Annotated in this window: 14 protein-coding genes; 3 read left to right on the top strand and 11 right to left on the bottom strand. The window is 33.5% G+C overall.

Annotation, left to right across the window (positions count from 1 at the left end; genetic code table 11):
- Nucleotides 1–162 precede the first annotated feature (162 nt).
- The 4 genes from IR010_RS11940 to truA form a co-directional block, all read right to left on the bottom strand.
- Nucleotides 163–747 carry an NUMOD4 domain-containing protein gene (locus IR010_RS11940; RefSeq protein ID WP_194604076.1) on the bottom strand — a complete coding sequence of 195 codons (585 nt, stop codon included), beginning with the start codon at nucleotides 745–747 and terminating at the stop codon, nucleotides 163–165.
- Between the two features lie 555 nt (nucleotides 748–1,302).
- Nucleotides 1,303–1,593 (bottom strand): ubiquitin-like protein, encoded by a 291-nt coding sequence (locus tag IR010_RS11935; protein WP_228515148.1) that lies wholly within the window; start codon nucleotides 1,591–1,593, stop codon nucleotides 1,303–1,305.
- A gap of 178 nt (nucleotides 1,594–1,771) precedes the next feature.
- Nucleotides 1,772–3,526, bottom strand: coding sequence for an ABC transporter ATP-binding protein (locus IR010_RS11930; RefSeq protein WP_029272994.1), 1,755 nt, complete (start codon nucleotides 3,524–3,526; stop codon nucleotides 1,772–1,774).
- Nucleotides 3,527–3,581: 55 nt separating this feature from the next.
- Complete coding sequence (gene truA, locus IR010_RS11925) at nucleotides 3,582–4,316, bottom strand: tRNA pseudouridine(38-40) synthase TruA (protein ID WP_029272995.1); 735 nt, start codon at nucleotides 4,314–4,316, stop codon at nucleotides 3,582–3,584.
- Nucleotides 4,317–4,858: 542 nt separating this feature from the next.
- Here truA and IR010_RS11920 point away from each other — a divergent pair.
- Together IR010_RS11920 and IR010_RS11915 are read left to right on the top strand one after the other, a co-directional pair.
- Nucleotides 4,859–6,775 carry an SPFH domain-containing protein gene (locus IR010_RS11920; protein WP_035667318.1) on the top strand — a complete coding sequence of 639 codons (1,917 nt, stop codon included), beginning with the start codon at nucleotides 4,859–4,861 and terminating at the stop codon, nucleotides 6,773–6,775.
- A gap of 248 nt (nucleotides 6,776–7,023) precedes the next feature.
- Nucleotides 7,024–7,518: a metallophosphoesterase family protein gene (locus tag IR010_RS11915; RefSeq protein ID WP_194604071.1), complete on the top strand. Its 495-nt coding sequence runs from the start codon at nucleotides 7,024–7,026 to the stop codon at nucleotides 7,516–7,518.
- Nucleotides 7,519–7,525: 7 nt separating this feature from the next.
- Here IR010_RS11915 and IR010_RS11910 read toward each other — a convergent pair whose 3' ends face one another.
- The 3 genes from IR010_RS11910 to IR010_RS11900 all read right to left on the bottom strand — a co-directional run bounded on the left by IR010_RS11910 (nucleotide 7,526) and on the right by IR010_RS11900 (nucleotide 9,703).
- Nucleotides 7,526–8,440 (bottom strand): sensor histidine kinase, encoded by a 915-nt coding sequence (locus IR010_RS11910; protein ID WP_194604068.1) that lies wholly within the window; start codon nucleotides 8,438–8,440, stop codon nucleotides 7,526–7,528.
- A gap of 35 nt (nucleotides 8,441–8,475) precedes the next feature.
- Nucleotides 8,476–9,138: a response regulator gene (locus tag IR010_RS11905; RefSeq protein WP_194604225.1), complete on the bottom strand. Its 663-nt coding sequence runs from the start codon at nucleotides 9,136–9,138 to the stop codon at nucleotides 8,476–8,478.
- A gap of 148 nt (nucleotides 9,139–9,286) precedes the next feature.
- On the bottom strand, nucleotides 9,287–9,703 hold the full coding sequence (locus tag IR010_RS11900) for a DUF4293 domain-containing protein (protein WP_029273000.1): 417 nt from the start codon (nucleotides 9,701–9,703) through the stop codon (nucleotides 9,287–9,289).
- Nucleotides 9,704–9,886: 183 nt separating this feature from the next.
- Between IR010_RS11900 and rho the strand changes: the two genes are divergently transcribed.
- Entirely contained in the window at nucleotides 9,887–11,707 is a 1,821-nt protein-coding gene (gene rho, locus IR010_RS11895) for a transcription termination factor Rho (protein ID WP_194569218.1), read from the top strand.
- Nucleotides 11,708–11,893: 186 nt separating this feature from the next.
- On the opposite strand, the gene IR010_RS11890 is transcribed toward rho, so the two are convergent.
- The 4 genes from IR010_RS11890 to IR010_RS11875 form a co-directional block, all read right to left on the bottom strand.
- On the bottom strand, nucleotides 11,894–12,916 hold the full coding sequence (locus IR010_RS11890) for a M28 family peptidase (RefSeq protein WP_194569216.1): 1,023 nt from the start codon (nucleotides 12,914–12,916) through the stop codon (nucleotides 11,894–11,896).
- Between the two features lie 7 nt (nucleotides 12,917–12,923).
- On the bottom strand, nucleotides 12,924–13,916 hold the full coding sequence (locus tag IR010_RS11885) for a DUF3667 domain-containing protein (protein ID WP_194569213.1): 993 nt from the start codon (nucleotides 13,914–13,916) through the stop codon (nucleotides 12,924–12,926).
- A gap of 175 nt (nucleotides 13,917–14,091) precedes the next feature.
- Nucleotides 14,092–14,865 carry a dienelactone hydrolase family protein gene (locus tag IR010_RS11880; RefSeq protein WP_194569211.1) on the bottom strand — a complete coding sequence of 258 codons (774 nt, stop codon included), beginning with the start codon at nucleotides 14,863–14,865 and terminating at the stop codon, nucleotides 14,092–14,094.
- Between the two features lie 101 nt (nucleotides 14,866–14,966).
- The gene (locus IR010_RS11875) at nucleotides 14,967–17,168 is read right to left on the bottom strand and encodes a penicillin acylase family protein (protein ID WP_194604066.1); all 2,202 of its coding nucleotides are present in this window, start codon (nucleotides 17,166–17,168) and stop codon (nucleotides 14,967–14,969) included.
- Nucleotide 17,169 lies beyond the last annotated feature (1 nt).

Raw genomic sequence — 17,169 nt, 5'->3', positions numbered from 1 at the left:
TTTAAGGATTTATTTTAAAATACACTTTAGATATGTAAAATGTTCATTGTAAAATGTGAAATGCAACTTTATAAAGTGAAATAAAAAAAGTAAAATGTGAGATGAAACCCAATTTGGATTCACATTTCACATTTTACTATTTACATTTTACAAAAAATACAATTAAACCTTAACGTGTCCCCAGTTTTCTCCGCTTGCAATTCTTCGAATTTGCATTTCGCTAACGCCAAATTGTTTTGCGATCATTTTAAGACGTGTTTTTTGTTCAGGTCGAGATAAGATTTTCTTGATCAGCATAACCTTTGTAGTAGTTAATTTTCTTCCGTCTGCTTTTAAGTTGTGTTCGATTAGGTTTTTCTTTGCCTGAATCACACGCGGACTTTTACGGCTGTGCGCCATCATTTCTGCTTTTGTTGCCCAACGTAAATTGCTTACATTATCGTTGCTTCTGTTATAGTCAAGATGCAGGACATAAGTTTGTTCTTCTGACTCTTTCGGAATAAAATATTGCGCAACTAATTTGTACAAAAAGAGGTATTTGTTAACGATTTTATCGTCTTTTTTGACTTTAAATCTAAAAGTTGGATATCCATCACTTAAACCGCCTTTTAAGAGACGTCCGTTTTCAATTTCATCAGTAAAACTAATTAAGCGTCCTCTGTTTGAAATGGCATAACGTAATTGTAATGAAGCATTTATTTCTATTTCTTTGAACTGTTCGTTTGGATAAAATCTATTTTGTGGCATTTTCTTTTACATTTGATTTCTATACTCTCAAAGATAAATAATAAACGAAAAATTACCGCTATGTTGTTGATTATGAAAGATCAATTTTATGATTTCTATAACGCTAATTTAACGTTTTAAAGCGATTTCGATAGTTTTTAATCGGGTTTTTAATCACAAATTGTGAATTATGTAGTTTTTTATTTTTGAAAAAAGAATAAAATTTAAGATAAATGATCATTAAATTATTGACCTAACCAATTTTTAAAATTATAAATTTCTTTTTTACTGCTGAAAATAGGCTCATTTTCTACAGACGAACAGTTAAAATAAGTTCGACTTTTTGATGGTGATGTTTTATACTTCTATAATTATGTTTCTTTAACTATATTAAAAAAACAATAGGGTTCAACTTGAATTAAAGTTGAACCCTATTGTTTTTAATGTAAACACTTTTTAAGAGTGTGATTTGATTCTATATTGTATTTGAAACCTAAGTAATAAGTGTTTTAAAATCTATTAAAGGTATTCAAACCCATGTCATTTTCTTTTTCTTTATGAAACAATTAATTATAATTATGGACAAGGATTGCTAAGAACCATATGTATTGTGCTCTCTTTTAAAATATTATAATCACATAATGTTCTCCCGTCTTCAAGTTGTTTTCCTGCAAATATTAACCTTTGGCATTGAGGGGGAATTCCTTCTTTATCTTGTATCTTAGCCTTAATATTATCAATAGTATCTGAACATTCAACCTCAAGAGTTATAGTTTTTCCAGTCAATGTTTTTACAAAAATTTGCATTGAGAACGCATTAACCGAACAGGCTAAAAATAAAACGATAATTAGTAATTTTTTTTTCATGGTTTTTTTTAAATGATTATTTATTTTTCAAACTTAGTTATTTATTTGTAAGAATGCAACTAGTAGTATTAAGTTATAGTTAGCTTACTTTAAATAAAATACAATGAAGTATCATAGTTTTAATGTCTAAATTATTTGTAAGAATTTGAAAATAAATGATATAGGAAATTTCGCAGCGTTAATTAGCTACTGAAAATTGCGAATCGTACAGGTTTTTGTAATAACCATCAGTTTTATTGAGTAATTCCTGATGTGTTCCTTGTTCAACAATTAGTCCTTTGTCCATTACCACAATCTTATCTGCATTTACAATTGTCGCCAATCTATGGGCAATAATAATAGAAGTTCTTCCTTTTGTAATAGTTTCTGTTGCACGCTGAATCAATTCTTCTGAATAGGTATCTATCGATGAAGTTGCTTCATCTAAAATCAAAATACTGGGATTGCTTACATATGATCGTAAAAATGCGATTAATTGGCGTTGTCCTGAAGATAACATTACACCGCGTTCTTTCACATCAAAATCATAATTATCAGGCAAGCTCATAATAAAATCATGCACACCAATTTTTTTAGCCGCATTTAGCACTTGTTCGCGTGTAATCTCAGGATTGTGCAAAGTAATGTTATTATAAATCGTATCAGCAAACAGAAATACATCCTGCAAAACCACAGCAATTTGTTTTCTTAATGAAGCCAAAGTATAATTTTCAATATTATGTCCGTCAATAAAAATAGTACCGCTGTTGATTTCGTAAAAACGATTCAATAAATTAATTATAGTCGATTTTCCTGCTCCAGTCGAGCCTACAATCGCAATCGTCTGTCCGGCATTCACAGATAAATCAATACCTTTTATAACTTCTTCTTCCGGAATATAGCTAAAACGAACAGCTTTAAATTCAATGCTTCCATCGAAAATAGGCGCTTCTAGAGTTCCAGTATCTTGAATATGATCCTGTGTGTCAATAATATCAAAAACACGATTGGCTGCAATCATTCCCAATTGCATCTCATTAAACTTATCTGCAATCTGGCGCAATGGGTTAAAAAGCATTCCGATGAACATTGTATATGAAAATAAATCTCCAAAAGTGGTAAAATGATCGCCGTTCAAAATTTTAAATCCACCGTAAACGACAACTAAACCTAACGTAATAGACGAAATAATATCAGCAATGGGAAAAAATATCGAGTTGTATAAAATTGTTTTTATCCAAGCAACTCTATGTTTGTCATTGATGTTTTTAAAGTTTTCAGCTTCAATTTTTTCACGGTTAAAAAGCTGAACGATTTTCATTCCTGTAACGCGTTCCTGAACAAAAGAATTCATATTCGCGATCTGAGTACGAACTTCTTCAAATGCAACCTGCATTTTACGCTGAAAAATTCGGGTAATAAAAACCAAGATCGGCATCGCAACCACAACAATCCAAGTCAGTTTCCAGTTCATGTAAAACATAAAAATTAAAACCACCAGCATTTTCATCAAATCACTTATGATCATGAACAATCCTTGACTGAAGATCCTTGCAATCGATTCAATATCAGAAACTGATCTGGTTACCAATTGTCCAACCGGAACCAAATCAAAATATTTCATTCTAAAACTCAAAATATGCTTGAAAAGTTTTGTTCGAATGTCTTTTACAATATCTTGACCAAGCCAGTTGGCCCAGTATACAAAATAAAATTGGGAGAAAACTTCCATAAGCAAAACACCGCCCATCAAAACAATATACATTAATAAACCTTGTTTATCGTGTGTCTTTATATAGCCGTCAACCGTTTCTTTTAATAAATAAGGGCGAAGTGCTGCAAAAATCGACAGCGATACTGCAAAAAGAATAACGCCGTAATAGCGCCATTTATAAGGTTTGGTATAAGTTAAAATTCGTTTGAATAATCCGGTATCGAATGCTTTTGCTTTCATTTGTTTTTTTTATGCTTAAGCAACTGGCTTAATGCTTGCTGCTTATTGCTTATTCCTATAAATAATCATAATCAATTTTGGTTAAATATAAACCATGCGCCGGAACAGAAAATCCAGCTTTTTCTCTGCTTTTACTGGCGATAATATTTTCAAAATCTTCTAAAGAAATTTTATGTAAACCAATATTGACTAGGGTTCCTACAATAGAGCGTACCATATTTCTTAAAAAACGGTTCGCTGAAATAGTAAAAATTAGCTTATTATTTTCTTGTTTCCAATACGCCTCAAAAATCGTGCAATCAAATGTATTTACGTCTGTATTTACTTTCGAAAAACATTGAAAATCGGTATGATTCAATAAAATATTTGCTGCTTCATTCATCAAAGCTACATCTAATTTTTGATTAAAATACCAGCTCAATTCCTCTAAAAATGGATTTTTAACAGTATTGATATGGTATTCGTATGTTCTTTTTGTAGCGTCAAATCGGCAATGTGCGTCATCTTTTACTAAAATGAGATTAAAAATCGCAATGTCTTTTGGTAAATAAGAATTTAATTTATGTACTAAATTCGGAACATCAATTTCCGTTTCAAAATCAAAATGGCCGTACATTTCCTGTGCATGAACACCTGTATCAGTTCTTCCGGCGCCCATAACATTTATAGTACTATTTAATAAAACAGAAAGCGCTTTGTTTAAAGTTTCCTGAACAGATGATGCATTCGGCTGAAACTGCCAGCCGTGATAATGTGTTCCGTTATAAGCAAATTGAATAAAATATCTCAAGGTAAAGGTTCAAAGGTTTTGAGAGGCAAAGGTACAAAGGTTTTTTTGAAGTTGCTAAGATTCTGAGTTGCTATCCCGAAGCCTCGGGACTAAGGTTTCTTTTTTAGGTTCACAGAAACAAAGGTTCACAGGTTCAAAGGTTTTTTTTGCGATGTTATTCGTAGAGACGCACTGCAGTGCGTCTAACATAACGGGATAACGTTTTTATCTATATGATATGTAACCATTTTTACGTAAAACCACAAAAATCTTCACAGAAAAATATTTATTTTCTGTGCCACTGTATTTTTTAAAACTAGATAAACAAACCTCTCTCCCTTTGCCTCTCTGTACCTCTGTACCTTTCCAAAAACTGTTAAACCCAAAAATACCAATCATAGTTTGTCCAGTGAAAAATCGTGTCAGAAATTGACAATTCCAACGATTTAATTCGAGCCTTTTTTTAACATTTTTTAGAAAAAATTGTCAAAAGTTAATTTTGCAAATATTTCATTTTAATAGGAAATATTTCTCCTATGTTTGTAATCTAAATATCAAAAACTATGAATGAAATTACTTCTTATTGGTGGGTCATTTTAATATTGTTTTCCATCATTTTTTACAAATTTATTTTGCGCGTTTTCTTCGGAATGGTAATGGTTCCTGAAGATAAAATTGGTTTGGTTACTAAAAAATTCGTTTTGTTTGGCGCAGACAAATCATTGCCGGACGGCCGTATCATCGCAACAAAAGGTGAGGCAGGTTATCAGGCAAAAACCCTTGCTCCAGGTTTATATTGGGGAATGTGGATCTGGCAATATTCAATAGATATGACTGGATTTACAGTTATTCCGGAAGGGAAAATTGGTTTGGTTTTAAGTAAAGACGGACAGGAAATTCCAACCGGACGAATCTTAGCACGAAAAGTAGACAGTGATAATTTTCAAGATGCTACTTTTTTCTTGAACAACGGAGGACAAAAAGGACGTCAGACGGCTTTCATTACAACAGGTTCGTATCGTATCAACACCTTCTTGTTTGAAATCGTAATTGCAGATCAAATCAAGATTTACGAAAACATGATTGGTATCGTTACAGCGCTTGACGGAGAACCAATTCCGCAAGGACAAATTGCTGGTAAATTTGTTGAAGGCCATAATAACTTTCAAGATTTCGACAAGTTTTTAGGAAGTGGAGGAAATCGTGGTTTACAGCCTCAAGTTATGTTGGCAGGATCATACTATATTAATACATGGGGAGTTCAGATTGAACAAAACCCAATGACAGATGTGCCAATTGGTTACGTTGGAGTTGTGATTTCTTATATAGGAGAAGATGGACAAGATGTGACCGGCGATACTTTTAAACACGGAAATATTGTTTCTAAAGGACAACGAGGTGTTTGGATGGAACCGCTTGGACCTGGAAAATATGCCTTGAATAAATATACAACAAAACTTGAAGCAGTTCCAACAACTAACTTGGTTTTAAACTGGGCAAACGCTCGAAGCGAATCGCATGATTTAGATAAAAATTTATCTACAATTACCGTTCGTTCAAAAGACGGGTTTCCATTTAATCTTGACGTGGCGCAAATTATTCACGTTCCGGCAAATGAGGCGCCAAAAGTTATTGCCCGTTTTGGAAGTATGAACAACTTGGTTTCTCAAGTTTTAGAGCCAACAATTGGTAACTATTTTAGAAACTCGGCTCAAGACAGTGATGTGATCTCTTTCTTATCAACTAGAAAAGAGCGCCAGGAATCAGCCAAAAATCACATTAAGTTAGTTCTTGACGAATATAATGTAAATGCAGTTGATACTTTGATTGGAGATATCGTCCCACCAGATTCATTAATGAAAACTTTAACTGATAGAAAATTAGCTGAAGAAGAGCAAAAAACCTATCAAACGCAAAGAATGGCGCAGGAACAGCGTCAGGGAATGGAGAAAGAAACCGCAATTGCTGATATGCAGAAAGAAATTGTACGCGCCTCACAAAGTGTTGAAATTGCACAACGTACTGCCGATGCAACCGTTAAGAAAGCAGAAGGAGATGCTACAAGTTTAAAACTGAATGTAAATGCCGAAGCAGAAGCTACAAAAATGCGTGCCAATGCAGAAGCCGAAGCAACAAAAGCGAGAGCAGGAGCACAGGCAGAAGCAACTAAATTAAATGCAAGCGCAGAAGCAGAAAGAATCTCAAAAACTGGTTTAGCCGAAGCAGAGAAAATTATGGCAATTGGTAAATCGACTGCAGAATCTTATCAATTGCAAGTTAGTGCCATGGGCGGTGATAACTTTACGAGATATAAAGTTACTGAGGAAATTGGTAAAGGAAATATCAAAGTGATTCCAGATGTTTTAATTTCCGGTAATGGAGGTTCTGACGGTTCGATCAGTGGTTTATTAGGATTAAAACTAATGGAAATGATGGATACTAAAGATTCTAAAGATTTAAAAAATCCTAAGAAACAGTAACCGTTAACATATTTAGATTTCCTGTTGGAATGAATAATTATAATACCTAACAGGTTTTAAAAACCTTTTAGTATACAAATCCGATCTGTATCTGCAGATCGGATTTTTTATGTTCAAAATAAAAAAAGACCGTTCGAAAGACGCACTGCAGTGCGCCTCTACAGAAAAACCTTTGTACCTTTGAACCTGCAGAAAAAATCTCAGTCCCGAGGCTTAGGGATAGCAACTTAGAATCTTAGCACCTTAGAATGAAAAAAATCCTCTTGCTCTCCGATACTCACAGTCATATTGATGATACTATTTTGAAATATGTCGCTCAAGCTGATGAAGTTTGGCATGCTGGAGATATAGGAGATTTAAATGTAACAGATACCATAAAAAAACTGAAACCGCTGCGTTGTGTTTACGGGAATATTGATGACGCACAAGCAAGATTAGAATTTCCATTACATAACCGATTTTTATGTGAAAATGTTTCTGTTTGGATTACACATATTGGGGGTTATCCCGGTAAATATAATCCAGCTATAAGGGAAGAAATGGCTTTGAATCCACCAAAATTATTCATCTGCGGACATTCGCATATCTTAAAAGTAATTTTTGATAAAAAAAATAATCTATTGCATATGAATCCTGGCGCTGCCGGAAAAAGTGGGTTCCATCAAGTTCGAACAATGCTTCGATTTGTAATTGATGATGATAAAATTAAGGATTTAGAGATTGTCGAAATGGGTAAAAAGTAATTTCAGATTAATGAGGAAGTGGTATTTTTATTTTAATCTTAGTTCCTTCATTAACTTTAGGAGAAATATCAAAACTTCCTTTAAATTTTTTAATTCTGGCTCTGATTCGGTTAAGTCCAAAACCTTCAGCTTCATTTATTTTTTTTGCTTTAAAACCTTTTCCGTTATCTCGAATTTTAATGGTAAAATGTTTTTGGCTTTCGCTTAAAACAATTTTGGCATTGTTTGCTTCGCTGTGTCTAATAATGTTGTTGAATAGTTCTGATACAATAAAGTAAATATTCATTTCAAATTTTTCCGAATATCTTTTATCGGTCGGAACATTGCTTGAAAAATCAAAATGAATAGTAGCGTTTGAGTTTCTCTCGCACAAATCTTCCAAAGCATAAATTAATCCAAAACGAACTAAAAGACTCGGGACAAGATCATGAGATATATCGCGCAAAAGATCGTGAGCATCTGCTAAAATGGCTTTGGCTTTCTGAATTTCATCTGATTTAATGTTGTTTTGAGCTGTAAAAGTATTCAAATGCAAACCTACAGAAGATAATAAAGAGTTGATGTTGTCGTGTAAAAATGAAGCTATTTTTTTTTGTTGAACTTCTTGAGTGTCAATTCCTGCATTAATAATATTGAGCAGTATTTTTTGCTTGATGTCTTTTCGTTTAATTTTTTGTTTTAATTTATTATTCTGATAAAAGAAATAGAATAAGAAAAACAGAATTATAACAAGTACAATTGATAAACTGACTATCTTCTTGTTTCTCAATTGTTCTAATTTATGCGATTCTAAAATAGTGGCTTTTTTAGATGTTTCAGAAGAGAAAGAAGCTGTCGTAACAAATATTTTTTGCTTATTAAAAATGGGATTTCCATTTATAAAAACAAAGAAAAAAAAGGCTGTGAAAAATCGAGAAAGCATAAAACCAACAATTTAAATCATGATATATTTAAAATCTAAGGATTGATTAAATGATTTTTTAGGGCATACTTGACAAGACCAATTGTGTTTTTGGTTTGAAGTTTTTTCATAATATTTTTTCGGTGTGTTTCAACCGTATGGATGCTGATAAAAAGCTGTTCGCTAATTTCTTTGCCGCTGTATTCTAGTGAAATTAGTTTAATGATTTCGATTTCTCGATTACTTAAAATGGGATTTTCTACGTTTGCGCTTTTGCTTAATTTCGGATTATTTTGGGTGAAATTCGCAAAGATTTTTTCTCTTACAGCATCAGAAAAATATTCTTGATCTTGATAAACAGCATGAATGGCTTCAATGATATTTTCTCCAGCGCATTTTTTAGTCAGATATCCTTTTGCGCCTAATTTCATTACTTCCTTAATGATTTTCAAGTCATCATAACTTGATAAAATAATGACTTTGCAGGGAAATTGTTTTTCGCTAAACTCTTTGAGAACACTAATTCCGTCTTTTTCAGGCATGCTGATATCTAGTACTAAAATGTCAGCATTATTTTGAGTGACGTCATTATAGATTGCAGTTCCATCTAATGAATTACCCACAACTTCAAAATTTGAGACAGTCTGTAATAAATTCGTAAGACCATCAATAAGCACTTGATGGTCATCTGCAAGATGGATTCTTATTTTGGGTAATATCATTGTTTATGGAATGAAACCGCAAATTTATAAAGGAATTATCTGGAAAGATTGCCCTAATAAGGTTGTTTTATATCTTTTTAGGGCACAAAAAAACCCGAATATAAAATTCGGGTTCTCTTCGCACAAAAAAATTAAGTTTATAGGTTTATCTCAAACGATCTACAGATTTTACGAGATCTTCATCTTTTTTGATGGCCTTATTAGCTAACACTAATAATACGATAGCAACAATAGGAAGAAACATCCCAATACCTTTCTCTGAAACAGCGTTTACTGTTTCTCCAGATAGATTTAGTGATCGATATACAAATAATCCTAATAAAATTAAATTTAATATTATGTTCAGTCTGTTCATCACAAACTGATTTTGTCTTTTCTTGTATGAAATAATGCTGACGATAGAAAGCATTGTACTTAAACCTAACAAAATAGTATAAAGCTGTTCCTGCATAAAGTAGAAAGGCTTTCCAGTATTTAATGTCCAAAGCGGAATAAAAAACATTAGCACCCCTGTCACTACAAAGGTAAGAATTAAATATACGGTTTGAATTCGTTGTATCATGGTCTAAAATTGTTTTACAAAAATATATTTTCTTTTTTATAAATACTATTGTATGATTAAATTTTATTCGTATTATTGCATCATAATACCGTAAGCACTTCATACTGCGGTCAATTGAAATCATTTATCTACCTATTCTTTTTACAGTATTTCCTTTAAAATAATTAAATTCATAGAACATTCATGTTTGATATTTCTGCATTAAAAGAAATGAAGCTTTCTGAGCTTCAAGAAATAGCTAAGTTAGCTAAAACTATAAAGTTTAATGGCGTTAAAAAAGAGGCTCTAATCAGTCAGATTTTATCGCATCAAGAAGCGACTGTAGAACCGCCGGTTACTGCTGTGGCTAATACGGAAATAGCTGACGATAAACCAAAAAGAGCCAGAATAGCTCCTGTAAAAAAAGCAGCTATTTCAAAAAATGCTCCGGTTTTAGAATTTGATAAAGTAGAGGAACAAGCTCAAGAAGAAAAAGAAGTACCAGTAGTTTCAAAACCAAATTCAAAAATTCAAGCGGCTCCAAAAGTTCAAGAAACGGCAGAAACTGCACCAATTGAGAAAAAAGGTCCGAAAATCGTAAAGTTCAATAAATCGGCTTACGAGAAAAAAGTAGCTCTTCAAAAAGAAAAAGAAGCAGTAAAAGAGGTTAGTACTGAAGAAGCTGCAGAAGAGGCAGAAACGGCACCGCCAGCTCCAACAGCTGAAAAAATAGAACAGCCTGCCCCGGTTAAAAAGCCTAATCCAAATCAGAATAAGAATCCAAACCAAAATCCGAATCAGAATCCAAATCAAAATGGGAATGTAAACGGAAACGGAAATGGAAGCAATGGCAATCAAAACCCAAATCATAAAAATAAAAAGAATAATTTCAGAGATTCAGATTTTGAATTTGACGGAATTATCGAAAGTGAAGGCGTTCTTGAAATGATGCCCGACGGTTACGGATTTTTACGTTCATCAGATTATAATTATTTAGCCTCTCCAGATGATATTTATTTATCAACTTCACAAATAAGATTATTTGGTCTTAAAACCGGAGATACTGTAAAAGGAGTGGTTCGTCCTCCAAAAGAAGGCGAGAAATTTTTTCCGTTAGTTCGTGTACTTAAAATTAATGGTCACGATCCTCAAGTAGTTCGCGATAGGGTTTCTTTTGAACACTTGACACCAGTTTTCCCTTCAGAAAAATTTAAATTAGCCGAAAAAGGCAGTTCAGTTTCAACTCGTATTATCGATTTATTTTCTCCAATAGGAAAAGGACAGCGTGGTATGATTGTCGCACAGCCTAAAACAGGTAAAACAATGTTGTTAAAAGACATTGCAAATGCGATTGCAGCAAATCACCCTGAAGTTTATCTTATTGTTCTTTTGATTGACGAGCGTCCTGAGGAGGTTACAGATATGCAAAGAAGTGTAAGAGGAGAAGTTATTGCTTCTACATTTGATAGAGAACCGCAAGAACACGTAAAAATTGCCAACATTGTTTTAGAAAAAGCAAAACGTTTGGTAGAATGCGGGCACGATGTAGTAATTCTTTTAGATTCAATTACACGTTTGGCAAGAGCTTACAATACAGTTCAGCCAGCTTCTGGAAAAGTATTAAGTGGAGGTGTTGATGCGAATGCATTGCAAAAACCAAAACGCTTTTTTGGAGCAGCAAGAAATGTAGAAAACGGAGGATCTTTAAGTATCATAGCAACTGCATTGACTGAAACAGGTTCTAAAATGGATGAGGTTATTTTTGAAGAATTTAAAGGAACCGGTAATATGGAACTTCAATTGGATCGTAAAATCGCTAATAAGCGTATTTTCCCTGCAATCGATCTTACTTCTTCAAGCACGCGTCGTGATGACTTACTATTAGACGAAAAAACGTTACAAAGGATGTGGATTATGCGTAAATATTTATCAGATATGAACCCAGTAGAATCTATGGATTTTGTAAACGAACGTTTCAAGAAAACAAGAAATAATGAAGAGTTTTTGATTTCTATGAATGACTAAAAGCAAGGTACAAAGGTACAAAGGCTCAAAGTTGAAGAGGTTTTCTTTTAGGAATCTATCAATATATAAAAAAAGGGATGAGTTTTAAAACTCATCCCTTTTTGCTTTTTATCTCAGAGACTTATTTATGAGAACTTTATGTTTTTTTTTAAACCTCTAACCTCTGCAACTTTGAGCCTTGGTCCTCTATTTAATCGGTTTATCAACTACTGGTCTAGCATCTCTATTTGCTAATTCCCAAGCAATAACAAAAGCTAACTGCGCTCTTTTTGTTAAAGCATCGTATTCAATTTTTTGAGGTTCATCACCTTTTCCGTGGTAATCTTCGTGAACTCCATTAAAAAGGAAAACAGCAGGAATTCCGTGTTTTGCGAAGTTATAATGATCAGAACGCTCATAAAAGTGGTTTGGATCTTTAGGATCATTAAATTTAAAATCTAAATCTAATTTGGTGTATTTTTCGTTTTTGGCTACTGTAATATTGTGTAATTCAGTTGATAAACGGTCAGCTCCAATTACATAAACATAATTATTAGTATTAGCATGTTCTACGTCGCGACGGCCAATCATATCAATATTGATGTCAGTAATCGTGTTAGCGATAGGGAATAACGGATTTTCAGAATAGTATCTTGATCCGTGCAAACCATGCTCTTCTCCAGTTACGTGAAGGAATAAAATGGAACGTTTTGGTCCGTGTCCTTCTTTTTTGGCTTTTGCGAATGCTTTTGCAATTTCCATAACAGCTACAGTTCCAGAACCATCGTCATCTGCTCCATTATACACTTCTCCGTTTTTAATTCCAACGTGATCATAATGTGCTGAAATTACTAAAACTTCATCTGGTTTCTCAGACCCTTCAATAAATGCCCAGATGTTTTCAGAATCTGGTAAATTTTCATTGCGTCTTGCATTCAAAAAAGCTGCAGGAATATGCTGGTAGTAATCTGTTGCTCCTTTAGGGAAAGAAATTTTATTTTTTTTGTATTGCTCAATCATGTAAAGACCCGCTTTTTTTTGTCCTTTCGAACCTGTATCACGGCCTTCCATTTCATCAGAAGCAACAACGTATAACATTGTTTTTAAGTCATTAGATGTAATAGCGTTCATGTATTTAGTTGGGTCTGAATTGTCTTTAGAGACAACCGACTGTGCATTTTTACATGAAAATGCGGTGGCAATTAATAGTAGAATTACAATTTTTTTCATTTGTTGTTTAGTGTAAATTAAGGAATATGTATAATACATAGAAAATAAGTAAAAGTAGAATAAAAAAGGAGTTTATAAAGAATAAGATCACGCTTTTAACAAATGAAACAAATCTGCTTTCTCCATAAAAACGGTGATGTGCCGGATAAAAGTAGTAACACATCCAGATTATTCCAACAAAATTTATGATATCAGCTACAAATGCAATTGGGCTGATTGCTCCAATTGTTTTGTTTACAATAAATAATATAAGAAATATTAAGAGCAAAAATGAAAAATAATGCAGTGTAAAGATACCGTGATCAAAATAATACCACTTCTTTTTATTGTGGAAAATCCATAAAAAGAAGGCGAAAAACGGCATTATAATGAAGAGTATTTTTGGAATATTATGTATAAAGGATTCAATAAATTTTTCAATGATTTCGGCTTTGGTGTTGTTCTCCGTCACGTGTACAGCCTTTTCGTAGATCCAATATTCAAAATCGGTAAATTTTTCTTTTGGTTTTCCGTATTTCTGAATCGAATCAATTTCTTTCATTGAATCTAGTTTAAAATAGGACTTGTCAATTGTTTTTGACTGTAAATATGACTTTTCATTCCATTTTTTATGTTCTTTTGTGTTTGCTTTCTCGAAATTAGACGTAATTTCCTTTTCACTTTTTGCCAGGTTCTCAGTTACATGGCTTGGAAACATAGCAATTAAAAGAAAAGTAATAAAACTGATAAAAATATAAAGTCGCACTGGAGCCAAATAAGACAGTCTTTTTCCAGAGAGATATTCTTTGGTTAATGTCGAAGGTTTAAAAAGTAAGTTTTTAATGGTTTTCCAAAAGGCATTTTCATAATGTGTCAAATCTTCAAAAAAATGAATGAACAAATGATGAAATGTTTTTCTGCTATCAGTATTTTCCTGTCCGCAGTTGGGGCAGAATTTTTGTTCGACAACATGCCTGCAATTCAAACAGGTTTTGTCTTTTCTAATGGGACTATGTGACATTGGTTAATTCGTTGATTTTGATTTGGTTTAGTATGGTTTTTTTTTATGCCCGCAGTTGAAACGGATTTAATCGGATTTACGCTGGTATCTTATCACTGCAGATTTTTTTGTTGATTATGAGTAAAATCTGTGCAAACCAGTTTAAATCCGATTAATAAGTCTTCTATCAGCAAAATTATTTTTTCAAAACTTCATTCAAGAAAAGCTGTAAATGTTCGAATGATCTTTTCGCAGCTACTGGATTATAAGCTGCGCCTTTGGAATTATCGCTTCCTGCTTCTGGATTTGTAAAAGAGTGAACAGAATCTGCATAATAGATCATTTGCCAATCGGCTTTAGAATCGCGCATTTCTTGTTGAAAAGCAGCAACTTCTTCTTTAGAAACATAAGGATCATCAGCTCCGTGGCAAATTAAAACTTTAGCAGTAATTGGCGTTGCTGGTCGTGAAGCATCTTTGCCTAAACCGCCGTGAAATGATGCAACTCCCTTTACGTTCAAATGTCCGCGTGCCGCTTCAAGAACTCCCGTTCCTCCAAAGCAATAACCAATAACAACAATATTATCTGCATTTGCTCCAGATTTGATTAATTCCTGTAATGCAGCGTCGATTCTTTTTTGATACGCTTCAAAATTAGTTTTATAGAAACCAGCCTGTTTTCCTGCTTCAGCAGTGTTTTTTGGATAATTTCCTTCTCCATAAATATCAGCTATAAAGACATGATAGCCTAATTTCGATAAATTCTCTGCAATTCCTTTAGAGGCGTTGTCAATTCCGAGCCACGCAGGCAAAAGTAAAATACCAGGGTTTTGACTGCTTTTTTTAGCAGCTTTTATAGACAAACCGTTCAATACCTGACTTCCGTCGGCATATTTTACGGGTTTTAGTTGTGCATTTATAATGTTAGAAAACAGTATAGTAGCAAAAATAAGAAGGGTCGAATTTTTCATAGTGGTACAATTTTAAACAAATATCAGAAATATTATGTTACAAAAAAACCTCGAAAGACAATTCTTCCGAGGTTTATTTAAAGTGATTTTTCTGGCTAAAATTATTCGCCGGGATGATATGTTTTTTCGGCATGTTTTTCTACATCTTCCTTATAGAATAAAACGTCTTTAAATTGACCTTTTTGGTACATTTCTGCTTGATCTGTAAAATGTTTTGAGTTTATATCGCCGCTGTTTCCGCCAGCCAATAATGATTTTGCTTTTATTTTAGGGCCAAATTCAACGGCGCAGATAAAACTGTTTCCGTTATAGCCGTAACGTTTTTTTGAACCATTTTGGTAACTGCTTTTAAAAGAGGGCAGACTTCCCCAAGATCCTGGACCAAAACCAATTGGCAAGCTTGGCCTAGCATCGTCATATTTTAAATCAATATCACCGCTTGAACGCTGAAAACGGTTGATTTCGCCCCAGGCAACTTGCCAAGTTCCCCATTTCGATTTTAAGTCTTTTATAACTGCCTGCAATTGCGGAATAAGCTGACTTACTGTAGCATTTTTAGCAAAATTTTTAGTGTTTTCAACCTGATCTAATTCTCCTTCATCTATATAGGCTTTTAAGATAATCGGATCTAATTTATATGCCCATTCAATAGCTAATGTGGTTGCAACTGAATTTTCTTTAGCGTAATAATCCCAATTTTTTAGAATTGAAATTGGTTCTTGTAGTTCTAAATATTCGGCTGAATCTGGTTTTATATTTTTTTCAAAAACATTAATTAAACTCGGAATCAAAATTTCAAAAATTGATAATTTCGAATCATAACCGTCTGCAATAACTTTGTCTAAAGTATATTTGTTGTCTTTGCTGAAGATTCGAACGGCATTTATTCCTCTAAAATTTTCTCCGTCTGGCGCCATATAAGGTACATAATTTTCTTCTTTCGGACTGTTTTCTCCTGCAACACTATATGGAGTTGAATTGCAGTTTTGTAGCCAGCCGTTTGCCGGATTGTACAAATGAACCGTTTCATCAACTTCGTGCAAACCTTTCCATTGAGTCGAAGAAATAGAACCGTCAACCACTTTTGACCAATTAAGGTTTTTGTCCCGGATCGGAATAAAATTGCCATGCCAATACGCGATATTTCCTTTACTGTCAGCATAAACGGTATTGTTAGAGGTGTTGGCTTTTAAATCCATTGCTTTTTTGTACTCTTCAAAATTGGTGGACTTTGTTCGCACCCAGCTTTGAATCAAACTTGCCATCGAGCGGTTATTTGATTTCAGGCTAATCCATTTTCCGTCGCGTTTGGCCATGATCGGACCGTTATTTGTAGCGTAAGTTTTGAATTTTTTTGGAATTAATTTTCCGTTTTCTGTATAATTGATTGTGATTTCTTTTTCGATTACCGGCAAAAGTTTACCATCAAATTCGTAAAACAATTTATCGTTTTTATTGGTGATTTTTTCTGCGTACATATCAGCAACATCAACATTTGATGAAGTATGCATCCACCCACAATCATCATTAAAACCTTGGTAAATAAAAAATTGTCCCCAAGTTACAGCGCCATAAACATTGAGGCCTTCGTTGCTTGTAATCTGAACTTCAGGTCTAAAGTAAAAAGTCGTGTGCGGATTAATATATAAAATTGCATTTCCGTCAGCTGTTTTTGATGGGGCAAAGGCAAATCCGTTTGAGCCGGTCTGCACATATTTTTCCCTTTCAACATAGGCAACTTTATCAGTGTTACCAGAATAAAAAGCCTTCAGTTCTGCAGTAGAAAGATCAGCAGTACTTATTGCACCAATACTTCCGTCTGTCCAAAGCAGCGGAAACCACGGTTCAAAATGCGTTAAAAGTGCTGGTTTAACTTCAGGATGTTTGTATAGATAAAAGTTGATTGCATCAGCATAACTGTTTAAAAGTTTTTTGAGCCATGACGGCGCTTTTTTATAATCGGCTTTTGCTTCATCAGCGTCGATTAAAAGTTTAATTTCTAAATCATTATATAAAACAGACTGTCCTTTTATTTCTGAAAGACGTCCTAGCTTTTCAATATAATTCATTTCAATTCGCTTAAAATCGTCTTCGCATTGCGCATAAAGCAATCCAAAAACAGCATCAGCATCGGTTTTTCCGTAAATATGCGGAATGCCCCAATTGTCTCGAATTATAGTAACTTGCTGTGCTAGTTTTTCTAAGCGATTTACTTCTTTAATGTTGATTTTTTGGGCTGAAATCTGAAAACTGATACAGCAAAACAAAAAAGTTAGCTTTACTATTTTAGAATAAGTAAACATG

This window comes from Flavobacterium sp. MR2016-29, from assembly GCF_015350695.1.
In the GTDB taxonomy this organism is placed as follows: domain Bacteria; phylum Bacteroidota; class Bacteroidia; order Flavobacteriales; family Flavobacteriaceae; genus Flavobacterium.
This window is presented reverse-complemented; position numbering and strand designations above follow the sequence as displayed.